This window comes from Nicoliella sp. ESL1106, assembly GCF_058509965.1.
The window spans coordinates 690,411-707,172 of sequence record NZ_CP196340.1 but is presented as its reverse complement, the minus strand read 5'-3'; the positions used below and the strand labels follow the sequence as shown (position 1 = coordinate 707,172).

The 16,762-nt window shown below is 43.1% G+C and carries 6 protein-coding genes; 1 reads left to right on the top strand and 5 read right to left on the bottom strand.

The genetic code is table 11. The features are described 5' to 3' along the window. Nucleotides 1-10: 10 nt before the first annotated feature. The 4 genes from ACSVI6_RS02775 to helD all read right to left on the bottom strand — a co-directional run bounded on the left by ACSVI6_RS02775 (nucleotide 11) and on the right by helD (nucleotide 6,916). Nucleotides 11-1,801, bottom strand: coding sequence for an SEC10/PgrA surface exclusion domain-containing protein (locus ACSVI6_RS02775; RefSeq protein ID WP_491720922.1), 1,791 nt, complete (start codon nucleotides 1,799-1,801; stop codon nucleotides 11-13). A gap of 243 nt (nucleotides 1,802-2,044) precedes the next feature. Beyond that, nucleotides 2,045-3,601, bottom strand: coding sequence for a glutamine-hydrolyzing GMP synthase (gene guaA, locus ACSVI6_RS02770; protein WP_491720921.1), 1,557 nt, complete (start codon nucleotides 3,599-3,601; stop codon nucleotides 2,045-2,047). Between the two features lie 87 nt (nucleotides 3,602-3,688). Continuing rightward, nucleotides 3,689-4,612, bottom strand: a complete 924-nt coding sequence (coaA, locus tag ACSVI6_RS02765; protein ID WP_491717198.1) for a type I pantothenate kinase — start codon at nucleotides 4,610-4,612, stop codon at nucleotides 3,689-3,691. A gap of 9 nt (nucleotides 4,613-4,621) precedes the next feature. Beyond that, a complete protein-coding gene (gene helD, locus ACSVI6_RS02760) occupies nucleotides 4,622-6,916 on the bottom strand; it encodes an RNA polymerase recycling motor HelD (protein WP_491720920.1) in 2,295 nt (764 codons plus the stop codon). A gap of 152 nt (nucleotides 6,917-7,068) precedes the next feature. On the opposite strand from helD, the gene ACSVI6_RS02755 reads away from it, so the two are divergent. After that, the gene (locus ACSVI6_RS02755) at nucleotides 7,069-7,716 is read left to right on the top strand and encodes a histidine phosphatase family protein (protein ID WP_491720038.1); all 648 of its coding nucleotides are present in this window, start codon (nucleotides 7,069-7,071) and stop codon (nucleotides 7,714-7,716) included. Between the two features lie 186 nt (nucleotides 7,717-7,902). On the opposite strand, the gene ACSVI6_RS02750 is transcribed toward ACSVI6_RS02755, so the two are convergent. Then, complete coding sequence (locus tag ACSVI6_RS02750; RefSeq protein ID WP_491720919.1) at nucleotides 7,903-16,602, bottom strand: DUF5776 domain-containing protein; 8,700 nt, start codon at nucleotides 16,600-16,602, stop codon at nucleotides 7,903-7,905. Nucleotides 16,603-16,762: the final 160 nt, after the last annotated feature.

The window sequence follows — 16,762 nt, the reverse complement described above, 5'->3', positions numbered from 1 at the left end:
AATCGCTTCCCTATCTTCTTTTAGTTGTGTGTTTCTTGGACTTTTTGACATGCTTTTTTGCTTTCTTGACATGCCGCTTAGATTTCTTAACCTTCTTTTTAGCCTTGGCCTTCTTATGTTTAGCCTTTTTAACGTGCTTTTTAACTTGCTTATGCTTCTTATGATTGCTCGTTGTGCTACTGGTACCAGTAGTTCCAGTATTATCATCATTAGAATCAATATCACTTGATGAATTATTAGTGGTACTGGAACCACTATTTGGGGTAACCTGGTTAACATTAGTACTAGATCCAGCGGTATTATTAACAGTTTGGCCTGCATTTGTACTGCTGGAATTACCCGGCGTTACGACGGGTTGATAAGCCTGCGCTGCATTCACGGCGGCAGTAGCTTGTTGTTTGAGTTGACTCAATTGTTGGGTCAAGCTATTGACGGTTTGACTCCGAGTGTTGATTTGACTTCGCAATTGACTAATCGTATCGGTCAAGCCCTGGATATCATTTTGCAAACTACTGATTAACGCTTGTTTGTTGCTATTGTTCGTGTTCCCGAGTTCGGCTTGGGCATAGGCTAAACTCCGCTTGCTCAAGGTCACTTGGGTTTGCAGACTGGCGACATTGGCTTTTGCCTGGTTGATGGCATTCGTGTCGACTTGGACTGGTTGGGCAACGTAGGCGTTGGTGTCATCCAGATGCCGCGTTACATACATTGGGTCCCCGGGTTGTTGCATCATCGCACTAAAGAAGTGGGCTTGGCCAAGCGTATCGAAGCCGACGCTCCAGTAACTCAGTGGTAAATCAGATGATTGATTGGTCTGCAAGAAATTACGCGTATGGCCCCAGTTACTAACGCTATCTTGGGTGAGCATATTAACATAGTCACGATAAATAATCTTATAAACATCGTTCATCGTCATGCTGGGATTATATGGTGCGGGCATATATTGAGCCGGAATCCCAAAGTCGCCACTGGTGTTGAATCCTGATGAAAAGTTTTCGCGCCAACTTCCCGCGATTCCGTTGTTGTTCGTAGCGGAAATTAACACATTATCATCATGACCATCTTTGTAGTAAATACTCCAATTGTCTTGACTGTAACCAGCGGTGATTTGGTTCATAATGTTTTGCGTTCCGTTAGCGCCAAAGTAAGCCAATGGTTGGCCGGCTTGTTGTAAGACGCTATTTTCGAGTTGGCCAAAGAAGGCTTGCATTTGCGCATTTTGGTCACTGGTCAAATGGTTCAAGTCAACGTGTTCGTTCATCGCGGCTTGATTGTCTTGATAAGCGGGGACTTGGACTTGACTGGCCCATTGGGCCCATTGGTCATTGCTCCATGCATCCATGGTCATCCCACTAGCGTTCGTGCCACTTGGTAATGTGATTTGTGGGACTTGGTTAGCGGTCAATTGGGCATACTTAGCGTTGGCGGCATCATATTGAGCTTGCCAATTGTTCAAGTCAGTTTGCTTAGCGTTAACGTTCGCTTGAGCCTGGGCAGGAGTAATATTGCTAGTGCTGCTACTCTGTGCAGCTGCCAACTGTGACTGCTTATCACTTAAAGCACTACTCTGGGTAGCTAATTCAGATTGAGCACTAGCGATGGCAGACTGATTGCTATTGATCAATTGCTGAGTGTAATCAACTGACTGCTGAGCCTTATTAGCATTAGCAGTGGCATTCTGGTAATTAGTAGCTTGCGGTGCTGGATTAACCGTATCAGCATGGGCAGCGGTTGCTCCAGCACCAAAAAATGCAGCAGCAATCCCAGCAGTTAAGAGTGCACGATTGACTCTTTTATCCATTAATATGTAATCTCCTTCTATAAATAAAATTAAAAATATCTTAATTTAATTATAACATTTATTCAATCCTAAAATCTATAATAAGACGGTTAATAAAAATATGTAAAATAAAACCCCACTTAGATTTAAAATCTAGGTGGGGTTTTGGATGGGGAACCTTGTTTAATTCTCCAAATTAATCCGCTTTGCAACAACTTAAAATGCTGTTAAATCAACCATTCAGCTTCAAGTTATTATTATTAATTATTCCCATTCAATTGTCGAAGGTGGCTTGCTCGTAATGTCGTACACAATTCGGTTGATTCCCTTCACACTGTTAACCATCCGAGTGGAGATCTTGGATAAGACATCCCATGGAATTTGTGAAAAGTCAGCCGTCATTCCATCAATTGATGAAACAGCCCGAATCGCAATCGTGTATTCGTAAGTTCGGCCATCACCCATGACCCCGACACTCTTAAAGCCAGGCAGAACGGTGAAGTATTGCCATACTTCGCGTTGGAGCCCCGCCTTTGCGATTTCATCACGTAAGATTGCATCGGTTTCACGAACCAAGTGGAGTTTTTCTTCGGTAATCGCACCGATCACCCGAATCCCAAGACCAGGCCCTGGGAATGGTTGCCGCCAAACAAGGTCGTCAGCAATCCCAAGCTTCTTACCTAACACTCGCACTTCATCCTTAAAGAGTGAGCGGAGTGGTTCGATCAACTTAAATTGCATGTCTTCTGGTAATCCACCAACGTTGTGGTGTGACTTGATTGTCTGAGCAGTATCAGTCCCACTTTCGATCACGTCGGTGTAAAGCGTCCCTTGAGCTAAGAACTTAATATCCTTGAGCTTAGCTGCTTCATCGTTGAACACTTGAATGAATTCATTTCCGATGATCTTACGCTTTTGTTCTGGGTCTGAAACGCCGGCTAATTTATCTAAGAACCGTTTTTGCGCATCCACCTTAATGATGTTAACCCCGAGATCTTCGTTTAAGGCCTTCATCACTTGTTCTGGTTCGTCTTTACGCATCAAACCATGGTCAACGAAGATACAAGTCAATTGATCACCAATTGCACGGTTCAATAATGCGGCAACGACACTGGAGTCCACCCCACCAGAAAGGGCCAAGATGACCTTTTGGTCGCCAACTTCTTGGCGGATTGAGTTTACTTGTAAGTCGATGAAATCATCCATCGTCCAGTTGGCTTTTGCTCCACAGACCTTAAATGCGAAGTTCTTCAAGATGTCATTTCCATACTTGGTATTGCGAACTTCGGCATGGAATTGCACCCCGTAGAACTTGCGGGCAGTATCTTGCATTGCAGTGATTGGGCATTCTTCAGTCGTTGCAACACTTTCAAAACCATCGGGAACCTTGGTCACTAAGTCCCCATGACTCATCCAAACTGGTTGTTTTTCTGGAAGGCCAGTAAAGAGGGTTGGTTTATCCTGTTCGGTCACGTCAATATCAGCATGGCCGTATTGACCGTTGGAAGACTTAACTTCACCACCACCAAGGGTGTATGCCATTAATTGCATCCCATAACAAATTCCCAAAATTGGAATTCCCAACTCAAAAATCTTAGGATCGACACTTAATGAGTCCTTATCGTACACACTATTAGGACCACCAGAGAAGATAATTCCCTTTGGTCCCCATTCTTTAACTTCTTCAGCAGTCATCGTATGGGGTTTTAATTCTGAGTAAACACCCAAATCTCGGATTCGACGGGTAATCAATTGATTGTATTGACTCCCAAAATCTAATACCAAAATCTTATCGAATGCAGATAAATCAATATTAGCCAAGCCGTTACACCCTTTCACATAATTCAAACAAATTATTTTTATATCAATAATGATAATCGATAAACTAGGTCAAGGTCAAATTAAATTCTAGTATTTCCGCAACAATAGCTCATCAATAATGTGATGTTTTGCTTTATGAATAATCATATTGGCCCGACTTCTAGTGGGGAGAATGTTATCAGTTAGGTTCGGCATATCAATGTCACGCCACACCCGTTTTGCCATTTTCATCGCTTCATCCCGATCACCGGTCGCATAATCATAATAATAATTAGAGGGATTCATAAAGGCCGTATCCATTAGTTTTGCAAAGCGGTCTAAATACCAACTCTCGATCAACTTCGGATCAGCATCAATATAGATCGAAAAGTCAGTAAAATCACTAACGTAGATTTGTTGATTACTAGGCAGCTGTAAGGTGTTGATTCCTTCAATGATCAAGATATCAGGACGGTCGATAATATCATAACGATTTGGAATAATATCGTAAACATCATGTGAATAAACGGGTGCCTTCACGTCTTTTTGGCCATCCTTGACCTGATCTAAAAAATAGATCAGCCGCGCCATGTCATAACTTTCCGGAAAGCCCTTACGATCCATTAAATGCCGTCGTTGTAGCTCCGCGGTGGGATACAAGAATCCATCCGTCGTGATCAATTGAATCTTACGGTCATTCAAAAAATAAGATAGTAGCAGCTCTAATAAACGTGCAGTCGTTGACTTGCCGACTGCTACACTCCCTGAAATCCCAATAATGAACGGGATCTTACGGTGGGGTTGTTGTAAAAAGTCCGCTCGCGTTGCCTGCCACTGGTTAAAACTATCAGTTCTTAATTTTAACAGATGGACCAGTGGGATATAGACATCCCGAACGTCCTTCAATGAAATCTCATCATTGAACGCCTTGACCCGTTTGAGGCCCTTTTTAGTCACTGGCAACGATTGAGCGGAGTAAAATTCACTCCACCGTTCCTTGGTAAATGAATAGTAGTTAATCGGTTTACTCATGGGTCGCTCCTAACTTAACTGGTAGCGTTGGCTTGGGACTGCAGCAAATAGCGGTGATAATTCCCCATTTGAAATCACAGTGAGATCATGCATTGCCCGCGTACAAATTGTGTAAACGAGTTGACTATCATCCTTACCAGGATATTGCTTTTTAGAAGCATCCCACATTACAACAGAGTCAAATTCTAGCCCCTTTGCAAGATACGATGGAATTACTAATACCCCATTGGTAAGTCGTTGGTTTTCGGTGCGCAATAAATTATTTTTAATTCCCCGTTCATTTAATTGTGCACTAAGGGATTCACAATCAGCAAGGGTCTTGCCAATCACCGCAATCGTTTCTCCTGATTCAGCCTGGATAACAGATTCCAAGGCATCCAAAGCAGCAGTATTATTTTTAGCAACCTTAATTGTTGGTAATGCACCCTGTCGTGCAAATGATTCAATCTTTGTATCATTACCTAAAAGGTACTTGCTAAAGTCAGTAATCTGTTCCGTTGAACGATATGATTTATTTAATTCGATCACCCGTGTTGTTTCAGGATCGAACATAATTGCTAAGTCCTTCATCATGCTGCGGCTATTTTCATGGGTAAAAATAGCTTGGTTCAAGTCACCTAGCAACGTGAACTTAGCCCGTGGGAAGTTATACTTTAAAAACGCAATCTGGAACGGCGTGTAGTCTTGGACTTCATCAATAAAGAAGTATCGAATATCACGATTAACGTGGCGACCAGTCATCTTATCATATAGGTACAAGTATGGTGATACGTCAGCCATTGAAATTTGGCCATTCTTAAGGCCCTTAATCGTTGAATTAATGCCCGCCTTCCATTCTGCCTCGTTAATATTATTCTTGCTTAAATCGATTAATTTAGGGATTTTTCTTAGCATATCAACCGTTTGTTGGTTAATACTCAAAAAACGATTATGAATGATTTGTTTATGGATCTTTTTAAACGCACCAATTACAATATGCTTTGCTAAGAACCGATACTCTGCATTATGGTCGGCAAAGTCATCTGGGTGGCCCATCCGCAGGGTCCTGATTTGTTCATCGCTTAGGTCTTGAATCGCATTTTCCACCCACTTGGTCTTAATTTCAGACTTAATGCGGTTGTTCAACCGCTTCACTAAGGCTTCGCGGGTCCCATCAATGCGGTTTCGTAGGTTATAATAATTGTTAAAACCATAATAAATGTCGCGGATCATCTCTTTGCTGAACAAAATTTCACCACGAAATTTAATGTTTCTAAAGCGCATTCCAGAATGATTCAATGCCTCAGCATACTTGGTGACCGCCTCAAAATAAGGCAGACTACTTTTAAAATCATTAATTTTACGTTTATGGGTGGCCCCAGAATTATCTTCTAAAAAGCGTTGGGAAAGGTTTTCCACTGCTAAATGGGGTAACCGATGGCTGGCGTATTGGTAATAAGTCATCTGAACCATGTTTTGTTCCCCTAATTCAGGGAGGACCTGGTTAATATAATCATTGAACAGTTGATTTGGTGAAAATAAAATTACTTGTGAAGAATTAAGTTTTCCCCGATAACGATATAGTAAAAACGCAATTCGTTGTAAGACCGCAGCCGTTTTTCCAGAACCTGCAGCCCCCTGAACAAATAGTAAATTAGACTTAGTGTCACGAATGATTTGATTTTGTTCCCTTTGAATCGTAGTAACAATACTCTTCATCTTAGTGCTGGACTGATTGCTCAAGTTATTTAACAAAAGCTGATCACCAATTGCTGCATCGGTATCAAAAATCGTTTTAATTTTACCATTTTCAATTTGGAATTGCCGTTTGAGCTTTACATCAACAGTTTGTTCACCATCAGGAGCTACATACTGCACTTCTCCCAACTTGTTTTCATAGTAAATACTGGAGATGGGTGCCCGCCAATCATAAATCAAGTAATGATCAGGAGCGTCTGATAACGATGCTAGGCCAATGTAGATGGTTTCATCGTGATCTTCACCATTCTCGCGAATATCAAGTCGCGCAAAGTATGGACGTTCTTGGAGCCGTTTTAATTTTTCGATTTGGAAAGTGGCATTATTCCAACTATTTTGCCGTTCGTCTAATAACTGTTGTTGTTGTCTAATCGAAATAGAGGTATCCATTAAGCCACTATAGGTCCCCGTATTAACGCGGACGTCATTATAAAAGTTATCCTGAATCGCCGTTTCATCGTTTTCTGCTTTTTTAGCACTAATCTCAAATTTGTGCTTTTGGGTTCTGATTTCATCTTCTACTATATCTAAGTGATGCTGTTCATATTCTTTAATCGAGTCAGCCATTTTTTTATCTCCTAACTTCAAAACTTGAATAAATATTTTAGCACAATTTCAGCTAATAACAAACTAAAACGCTGTAAAATCACAATTAATAACTTTCATCATTAAATATGATAAAATTAAGGTATTAATTAGCATTACTGAGGAGGATATTTATGACAACCGTAAACATATATTTTGTTCGTCATGGTCAAACTTATTTAAACTATTATAATCGCATTCAAGGAATTATTGATGCCCCATTAACTAAAAAGGGAATTGCAGATGCTGATAATGCTGGTGAACGGCTTAAAAATATTAATTTTAATGCCGCATATTCAAGTGACCTACCAAGAGCTGCTAATACAGGTCGTCATATTTTAGCTAAAAACCCAAGTGATGTAAAAGAACCATTATTGGACAAGGCTTTTCGTGAGGAAAACTTTGGTTACTTTGAAGGAAACGATAGCGGTCAAGCATGGCACGTTATTGGTGGACCAGAAGGTTTTAATGATTTTAGTGAAATGCTTAAAAAGCTAGGAATGGGGGGGACCGCAACCCTTATTCGCAAGGCTGATCCATATAACCAAGCTGAAGACGATGATATGATTCGAGCACGCTTTCAACCTGGCTTAAAACGAATTTTAGAGCATGCTAGTGATGGTGATAACGTCTTAGTTACGGCTCATGGTAGTATCATTCGTTGGGTCACCGAACAATATAGTGACTTTGATATTTCAAAACCAATTCTGAATGGTAGTATTACCAAAATGGTCGTTAAGGATAATCACCCCTCAATTGAATACTATAATCATATTGATTAGTGCCTAATGTTTTATGAGGTTTCAATGATCATATGAAATTCAAAACTTCTTTAATAATATTAAAGAAGTTTTTTTATTTCACATTAAACAAAAAAGGTGAAAGGCAATCGGATTAATTCCGACAGCCCTTCACCTAAAACACATTCTGATAAAGTCTAGACCCTATCTGGTTTTTATTTAGAAGCATTATTTTTCATTATCAAATTCAATAAATCGTTTGTTAGTTGTTAGGTAATGACCCGCACTAGTTTTAAAACGAGTAATTGATTGATAAGGAACTACCTTAGAAATACTGTAATTAACTTTACTCTTTCTAAGATAATTTATCCGTGCATTTTTAGTAAACTTAAGGGTCTTATAAGTGTAGACACCCTTTGAGTTAATTACTCTGACCTTAATCGTTTTAGCATCATTAAGATCTGATTCTTGGTAATAAGCATTCATTACGAATTTTGGATTTGCAGTTACATATCCACCCTTAACAATGTAACGAACTAAGCCGTTTTTATTAACCGAAATTCCAAGGACCTTAAACTGTTGTTGTTTTTCACGAACCTTACGTGCAAGCTTTTTACCTCGATTGCCCGTGGTAAAGACATCCTTGCTGTGTTTATAGATCGTATTGGTAACTTGGATATGAAGTGGCTTATTCTTCAAACGATTATCGAATCCTTGTACATAACCTCTCCGATATGCTTCAGACTTACCACGAAGATTACTCCGTGAAACAGAGGTAGTAGCATATCCAGCCTTCAAACCAGCTTCGTATTCAGCATTGGAATCGGCTGCACTAGAACTATCTGCACTAGAACTAGCCACGGTAGAACTAGCTGAACTCCCCTGCGCCTTATTAGCAGCACTAATAGCTAAACTTGCATAACTGGCAGCCATTGAGGCAAAGAAACTCTCTTGCCCATTAGCTGAATTAACGATGTTAGCAAAGTAACTAGCAGCTGTGGAGTTCCCACTATTCATCTGGTTAACGGCTGCACTGGCGGCACTCTTAGCAGCACTTGCTGCAGCTTCAGCCTGACTAGCAGCACTTGCAGCTTGACTAGCATAACTAGCAGCTGCACTAGCTGCAGATGAATCCTGTGGGTTGTTCTGTGCAGAAGAAGCAGCAGATGATGCCATGCTAGCAGCAGATGATGCAGTGCTTGCATCTGATGAATCAGCACTAGCAGGAGCGCTGCTGGTGTTTGAACTAGATGTTGATGAACTAGCACTACCACTAGCGGCTGAACTACCAGTTGAACCAGATGGAACGTAACCACCATTATTAGTACCTGAGCTAACAATGAAGGCCTTGGCAGCATTAGCTGCTGATGAAGCAGTACTTTCTGCGTTACTTGCATTAAATGAATTAATTTCAGCAACGGAAGTAGCACTAGAAGCAACACTAGCAAGCGATTCTGCATTCTTAGCATATGAAGCGGCTAAAGCCATGTATGAACTTCCAGCACTGCTGTTTCCAGCACTGTATGCAGAATTAGCAAGGGACTCTTCTGAACTAGCAGCCTGCGATTCATTCACAGCCGAACTATAAATACTATTAGCAACCGCAGCAGCACTTCTTGCAGCATTATTAGCATTATTTGCAGCCGCTGAAGCCGTGTTAGCAACATTAGCTAGGGACAATGCTGATGAAACTGGATTAGCACTCGCAACACTGTTAACAAAGCTGGCATCATTATTAGCAGCACTAGCGTATTGACTAGCAGCAACACTAGCTGCATTCGCAACTGAAGCGTAGTTGCTAATATTAACATTGGCAACACTAGCTCTACTATTTGGATCACTGGCAATGGCAGCACTAGCAGCTGAACTAGCTGCATTAGAAGCACTGGCTGCATTGGATGCCTCACTAGATGCAGCACTTGCGGCCTTGCTTGCATCGTTTGAAGCACTAGCAGCCTTGCTTGCATCGTTGGCTGCAGATGATGCAGCAGCACTAGCTGCAGAGCTATCGCCAGCGGCAGATGCTGAACTAGCTTCACTGGCATGCTTACTTGCATCACTAGCAGCGGAGCTAGCAGTTGATGCAGCGCTAGATGCTTGAGAGGCATCGCTATTTGCAGCACTAGCGGCCGAACTAGCGGCACTTGCAGCACTCGAGGCCTTAGATGCATTTGAACTAGCATCTGGGTTATGACTAGCAGCACTCGCAGCCTTGGATGCATCGCTGGATGCACCACTTGCATCGTTTGAAGCACTTTTAGCAGCATTAGAAGCATTATTAGAGTTATTAGCAGCGGAGCTAGCATCAGCAGATGCTGAACTAGCCGTGCTACTTGCGCTCCCAGGATTCAATGCAGCACTGGATGCGATCGAACTAGCGGCACTCGAGGCAGTTGAAGCAGCACTCGAGGCGATCGAGGCATCACTAGATGCAGCGTTAGCAGCTGACTTAGCATTGTTTGAATCACTAGCGGCATTCGATGCAGCACTAGCAGCCCTAGACTCAGCTGAACTAGTTGCAGCACTATCGCCAGCAGCGGAAGCTGAACTAGCCTCACTGGCAGCATTACTTGCATCATTGGCAGCAGCACTAGCAGCACTAGCAGCACTCGAGGCAACACTAGCGTTACTATTTGCAGCACTGGCTGCAGAACTAGCAGTCGAAGCAGCGCTGGATGCAATACTTGCCGTTGAACTAGCTCCTGGCACATTATTTGCCATGCTAGATGCTTTAGATGCTGCTGATGAAGCATTATTAGCGTCATTATCGGCACTGGAAGCATCACTATTAGCCTTAGAAGCGTCGTTTGCTGCGGAACTAGCATCTGCAGAAGCGGAGCTAGCGGCACTCGAAGCACTACCAGGGTTATTTGCCCCGCTAGATGCAATTGAATTAGCCGCACTCGAGGCAATTGAGGCATCATTAGATGCTTCTGATGCAGCACTCGCTGCAGCACTAGATGCTGAATTAGCGGTACTATTGGCACTGCTTGCCTTGCTTGCATCGCTTGCAGCCTTTGAGGCAGCACTGCTTGCAGCGGAGCTATCGCCAGCAGCAGATGCTGAACTAGCTTCACTAGCGGCACTGGATGCATCACTGGCAGCGGCACTAGCTTCACTAGCAGCACTGGATGCCTTACTTGCATTGCTACTTGCAGCACTAGCAGCTGAGTTAGCTGCACTTGCTGCGCTAGATGCTGTGCTTGCACCAGATTGAGCTCCTGGAACGTTGCTTGCCATGCTTGCTGCCTTAGATGCAGCTGCTGAGGCATCACTAGCTTCACTCGAAGCCTTTGAGGCATCATTTGAAGCTCCTGATGCAGCACTTGAAGCACTTGATGCATTGCTATTAGCTGAATTAGCGGCATTTGATGCAGCTGAATTAGCTGATGCATTTGCTGAGGAGTTAGCATTTGCAATCGAAGTAGCTGCTGAGGCAGCAGAACTAGCTACGGAAGCAGCGGAACTGGCAACTTCTGAATCACTATTAGCCCGATTGGAAGCAGAGATGGCAGCTGAGGCAGCGGCACTAGCAGCACTTTCAGCACTGGCGGCATTGCTATCAGCACTGGCAGCAGAATTGGCAGCGGATTCAGCAGCAGCGGAATCGTAAGGTTGCGCACTCTTTGCTGATTGGGCAACTGCGTTTGCGGAATTAGCGACGCTAGCGGCGCTACTTGCAACTGATGCAGCAGAGTGGGCTACAGAAGCAGCAGAACTTGCTAAAGCCCCAGCAGCTGCTGCATCAGAACTTGCTGATGAAGCAACAGCACTAGCACTTTGGGCACTACTGTTCAAGCTGTTAATTGCGGAATTGTTTGGATAGTGACTAACGATCGAACTAGTGGTCGAAGCTGCAGAATTAGCAGCAGCACTTGCTGAATTAGTCTTGTCACTATTGGATTGAGCACCATTATTAGCAGATGTTGCAACCGAAGCATAACTTCCAGCATTATTAGCATGAGCACTCGCATCAGCAGCAGCACTCGATGCGCGATCTGGATTCAAAGTATTATTAGATGGAACTAAGCTGGCAGCCTTGGATTGAGCATCTGAAGCTGCGGAACTAGCGGTACTGTTGGCTGAACTAGCAACTGAGTTAGCAGATTGAGCAGCACTGGCAGCGCTGGAGGCATTTGCTGAATCAGATTTAGCAGCCGAAGCAGCCGAACTAGCGGTTGAAGCAGCCTTAGATGCATCACTGGCAGCACTCGAAGCAGCGCTATTTGCGGCAGATGCAGTTGAGCTATCACCGTTGGCAGCCGCACTGGAGGCAACGCTGGCAGCGCTAGAAGCAGTTGAACTATCTGCGCTAGCCTGACTAGCTGCGCTCGATGCAGTCGAAGCATCATTAGATGCGGCAGCGCTGGCTGATGATGCAGATGCACTTTGCTTACTTGCTTCAGAAGCGGCACTGGATGCAACGCTAGCGGCACTGGATGCGGTTGAAGCATCGCTTGCGATCGATGAGTCTGGCTTACCAGCACTAGATGCAATTGAACTAGCGGTCGATGCAGCAGAGGCCGCTTGACTGGCAGCACTATTGTTTGAAGCTGCTTGTGATGAAGCACTATTAGCGGATGAAGAATCATTCGTAGCTCCTGAACTAGCACTTTGAGCAGTGGAGTTAGCAGAACTAGCAACACTATTAGCACTGGAAGCAGCTGAATTAGCTGCCGATGCAGAGTTGGCAGCACTGTTAGCACTATTAGCAGCACTTGCAACACTTGATAATGCTGTATCGATAACTGATTCAGCGCTGGCAGCAACGGAAGATGCTGACTCAGCATTTGAAGCAGCAATCGATGCAGCTGAAACGGCAGAATTAGCACTTGCTGAATCTGATTGAGCCTTAACAACAGCAGAACTAGCATCACTGGCAGCCTTAGTAGCAACAGCAGCAGCAGAGTTTCCAGAACTAGTGTTACCAGCCGCGTAGTATGATGAAGCAGCGCTAGATGCAGAGTTAGCAACGGACGCAGCGGATGAAACGACTGAATCTTGTTGACTAACTTCATTAGCTGCCGAATCAGCAACTGATTTAGCTGATTGAGCATCACTGTTAGCACTAGCGGCAACTGAATTAGCAGATTGAGCAATTGAATCAGCAGAACTGGCAACAGCGACTTGACTAGCGATCGATGAGTTAGCTGGGAATTGAGATGCATAGCTATTCAATACATCAGTCTTACTATCTGCAAGGCTGGTGGAAGAATTGGCCCCACTATTAGCGGAACTGGCAACCTTAGCGTAGCTATCAGCACTGGAAGCATTCGCGCTAACTGCACTTGATGGCACAATTGCACTCGATGCTGATGAAGTAGCGGCGCTAGCACTGGATGCGGCACTATTCCCTGAGCTAGCGTTAGAAGCAGCTTCAGATGATGATACACTGTTCGAATTATTGGCAGCACTGGCAGCAGAACTAGCAACACTAGCTGCGTCACTAGCAACGCTATTAGCACTAGATGCAATTGAAGCAGCTGAATTACCAGCACTATTTGCAGCGCTAGCATCAGCAGATGCTGAGTTTGCTACAGAGGCATCAGAACTAGCACGATTAGCAGCTGATGAAGCAGCACTGGCGGCAGAACTAGCAGCAGAACTATCATTTGCCTGAGCTGCGGATGATTCAGCAGAAGCAGCGGATGAAAAGTCATTTTTTGCGGAACTAGCATCAGCGTTGGCACTAGATGCAACAGCACTAGCACTGGCAGCAGCTGATGATGCACTGGATGCAACGTCAGAAGCCGAGCTAGCTACCTTAGCTGCTGATGATGCAACTGAAGCGGCACTGGAAGCAGCGCTAGCCTCAGAGGCAATTGATGAATTGTTTGGATACTTAGATGCGATTGAAGCGGCTGCAGAACTATCGTTAGCGGCACTATTAGCAGCAGCGCTTGCCGTAGAGCTATCAGAACTGGCTTGAGATGATGTAGCGCTTGCTGATTGACTGTCACCATTAGCACCATTAGCAGCACTTGAAGCTGCACTCGAAGCGGATGAGACAACTGATCCTGCAGAACTAACCGCACTATTGGCACTAGAAATTCCTGATGAGAGGGCACTGGATGCAGCAGAAGCAGCGCTTGATGCAACAGAATTAGCACTCGAGGCAACGACAGAATCATTTGAAGCTCTCGTGGAAGCTGAATTGGCGGCAGAAGCAGCGGAGGCAGCAGAATCATTAGCATTGGATGCAACGGAAGCAGCAGAACTAGCAACAGAAGCAGCTGATTGAGCAGAACTGATTGCAGCAGAAGCAGCTGATGAATCCCCACTAGCAGCAGCAGCACTAGCAGCAGCAGATGCTGAATGAGCAACGATATCAGCAGAACTGGCCACAGCAGCTGCCGAACTAGCCGCACTTTTGGCTGAACTAGCAACACTGTTGGCATTTGAAGCATCATTATTAGCACTGGCTGCATCAGAAGCAGCGGAATTAGCAACGGAAGCAGCCGAACTAGCAGCTGAGTTCGCACTCTTCACAGCTGAATTATCTGGATTTTTAGATGCCATTGAACTAACTGCACTAGCATCTTGATTAGCTGAAGAAGCGGCTGAACTAGCAGCAGAACGATTAGATGCAACTGAAGATGCATCTGAACTAACGGAGCTAGCCCGTGAAGCGACATTCGATGCATCGGATGCGCCGTTTTCCGATCCAGTAGCTGCACTCGAAGCAGCTGCTGAAGCACTATCAGCCGATGAAACTGCTGAATTGGCATCAGAGCTAGTCTTAGAAGCAACGGATGCGGCAGAAGAAGCAAGTGAAGCTAATGAGTTATTTGCTGCTGATGCAGCATTGGCTTTGCTGCTTGCGTCGTTAGCGGCAGAGCTAGCAGTACTGGCAGCAATTGATGCTTCTGAATTCATGCTGCTAGCAGATGAATTATTACCAGCAGAAGCTGCACTAGCTGCTTGAGATGCCAAGGAACTAGCAGCACTAGCGGCACTTGATGCAGCGCTAGCATCGGAATTAGCAGCACTAGCAATTGAAGCGATGGATGCAGCTGAGCTATTAATCGATGCATTATTAGGGAATTTAGAAGCAATCGATGCAGCGGCACTATTAGCAGAGTTAGCTTCATTAGAAGCATTCGATGCAATAGCATTAGCTGAAGATGCAGAAGAACCTGTATTTGAGGCCTTGCTAGTATTAATCGAACTAATAACTGAGTTTAAACTATTTTGATAGCTGTCAGCGCTACTGTAAATATTAACGACGCTACTAGCAACGATTGGATAACTAGTATTACTAGCGTTAAACAGATTATTATTTAAAATCGTTGAATAAGAACTGGCAGATGAAGAAATACCGTTAATGCTGCTAACGATTGCAGAATCCAGATTAGCAAATGTACTAGTAGCTTCAGCACTATTAGATGGGTTAGTGATATCACTAATTCCTGAATTAATTGCAGATGCCATTGCACTGGATAATGAACTTGCATATGATGCGATTGATCCATAAGATAGGTCGCTACTTGCTTTTGAAACGATTGCCATGTTACTAGAGTTAACACTATTGGTACTACTCATAACAGACATCGCACTAGAAAACAAACTAACGATCCCGCTATAATCGCTTTGGAAATTAGCAAATAAAGAATTTGATTTAATGCCGTCACTTGCATAAGTATCAGCCACACTACTATACCAAGAATTTAATGAACTATATTCTCCAGATAGCGATGAGTATGAATTTAATAAATTATTATTAGCAGTAGAAATGCTATTGTACTTATTAATATATGAAGATGCATTACTATCGATGCTAGCAATACTGCTTGCATTATTGCTAACAAAAGCAGCTAAACTACTAGCTGGATTACTGTTCCCCATTGAAGCTACGCTACTGGCATTTGAAATTGCCTTATCAACTAAATTAGCAAGACTGGTAGCGGCATTAGAAGCCTTGAAGATAATATTATTTTGACCAACTCGGTCTGATTCATATTCGTTAGCTAAATTGCTATAAGTACTAATTTGACTGTTAATGGCATTAATGGAATCAACACTAATTGAATTTGCACTAATGGCATTCGAAAGCGCACTTGAAAGGCCAACAAGTGCGACATTTACTGATGATTTTGCAGAACTATATTGTGAGAATAAACTACTATAAGTAGAAACGGCTGAAGCCGCACTCGAATATGCGAAAGATACTGATGTAGCAAGCGAATTAGCTAATGCGTTTGATTGAGTAGAACCATTATATGAAAATAAATTTTCGGCCGTTTGTGAACTAACTCTATTATTAACACTGCTAAGAACACTGAGGCTATTGGAAGCAGCGGTGCTATTTTCAGAGAATCTGGCAAATAATGATCCAACACCATCAGCACTAGCATTACTGAGCGAAGCTAAAAATGAATCTAATGCTGAAGCAGCGCTAACAGCTTGAGATTGAAGTGCTGAATCTGATCCATTATTATCAGTTACTCCATAAGAAGCATCCCTAAAGTCTAAGCCATCATCATTATCACTCGTTACTGAACCATTATCAGCACTTGAAGGAGCTGCTGAATTGTCACTACTTTGTCCAGCACTAGCTACTGAGGCACTACTAGTAGTACTGTTAACGGATGAACTACTATCGGCACCACTAGATCCGGAATTACTTTGCGATTCAGCACTTGTAGAACCGCTTGTAGTACTTTGTGAATTATTTGATGCAGAGCTAGACCCAGTACTTGCAATACTACTTGCACTATCACCATTTGAAGTCGTATTACTGTCGGCATTGCTACTTGATAATGAACTATAGTTATCGCCAGTCGTTTGGGCATGAACACTATCTTGGTAAACAAAACCCGTGCTCAAAATGCCAAGAACTGAAAAGGAAACCACGACCCAGTTCTTTTTGACTTTTTTCATTATTTTTTTATCATTTATTTTTTCATATTCGAATTTATTATATTTCATAAATCAATATCTCCTTTTTTATGTAGTTTAAAAAAGCGGGGGTTTTTATAGTGCACTTATTATGGCTGTGTTTTATAAATACTATTATACAACGATTAAAACCTTTTTTTAACCATTATAAACAATTTAATTCAGTGCATACAAATCGTGCAAAATAAAA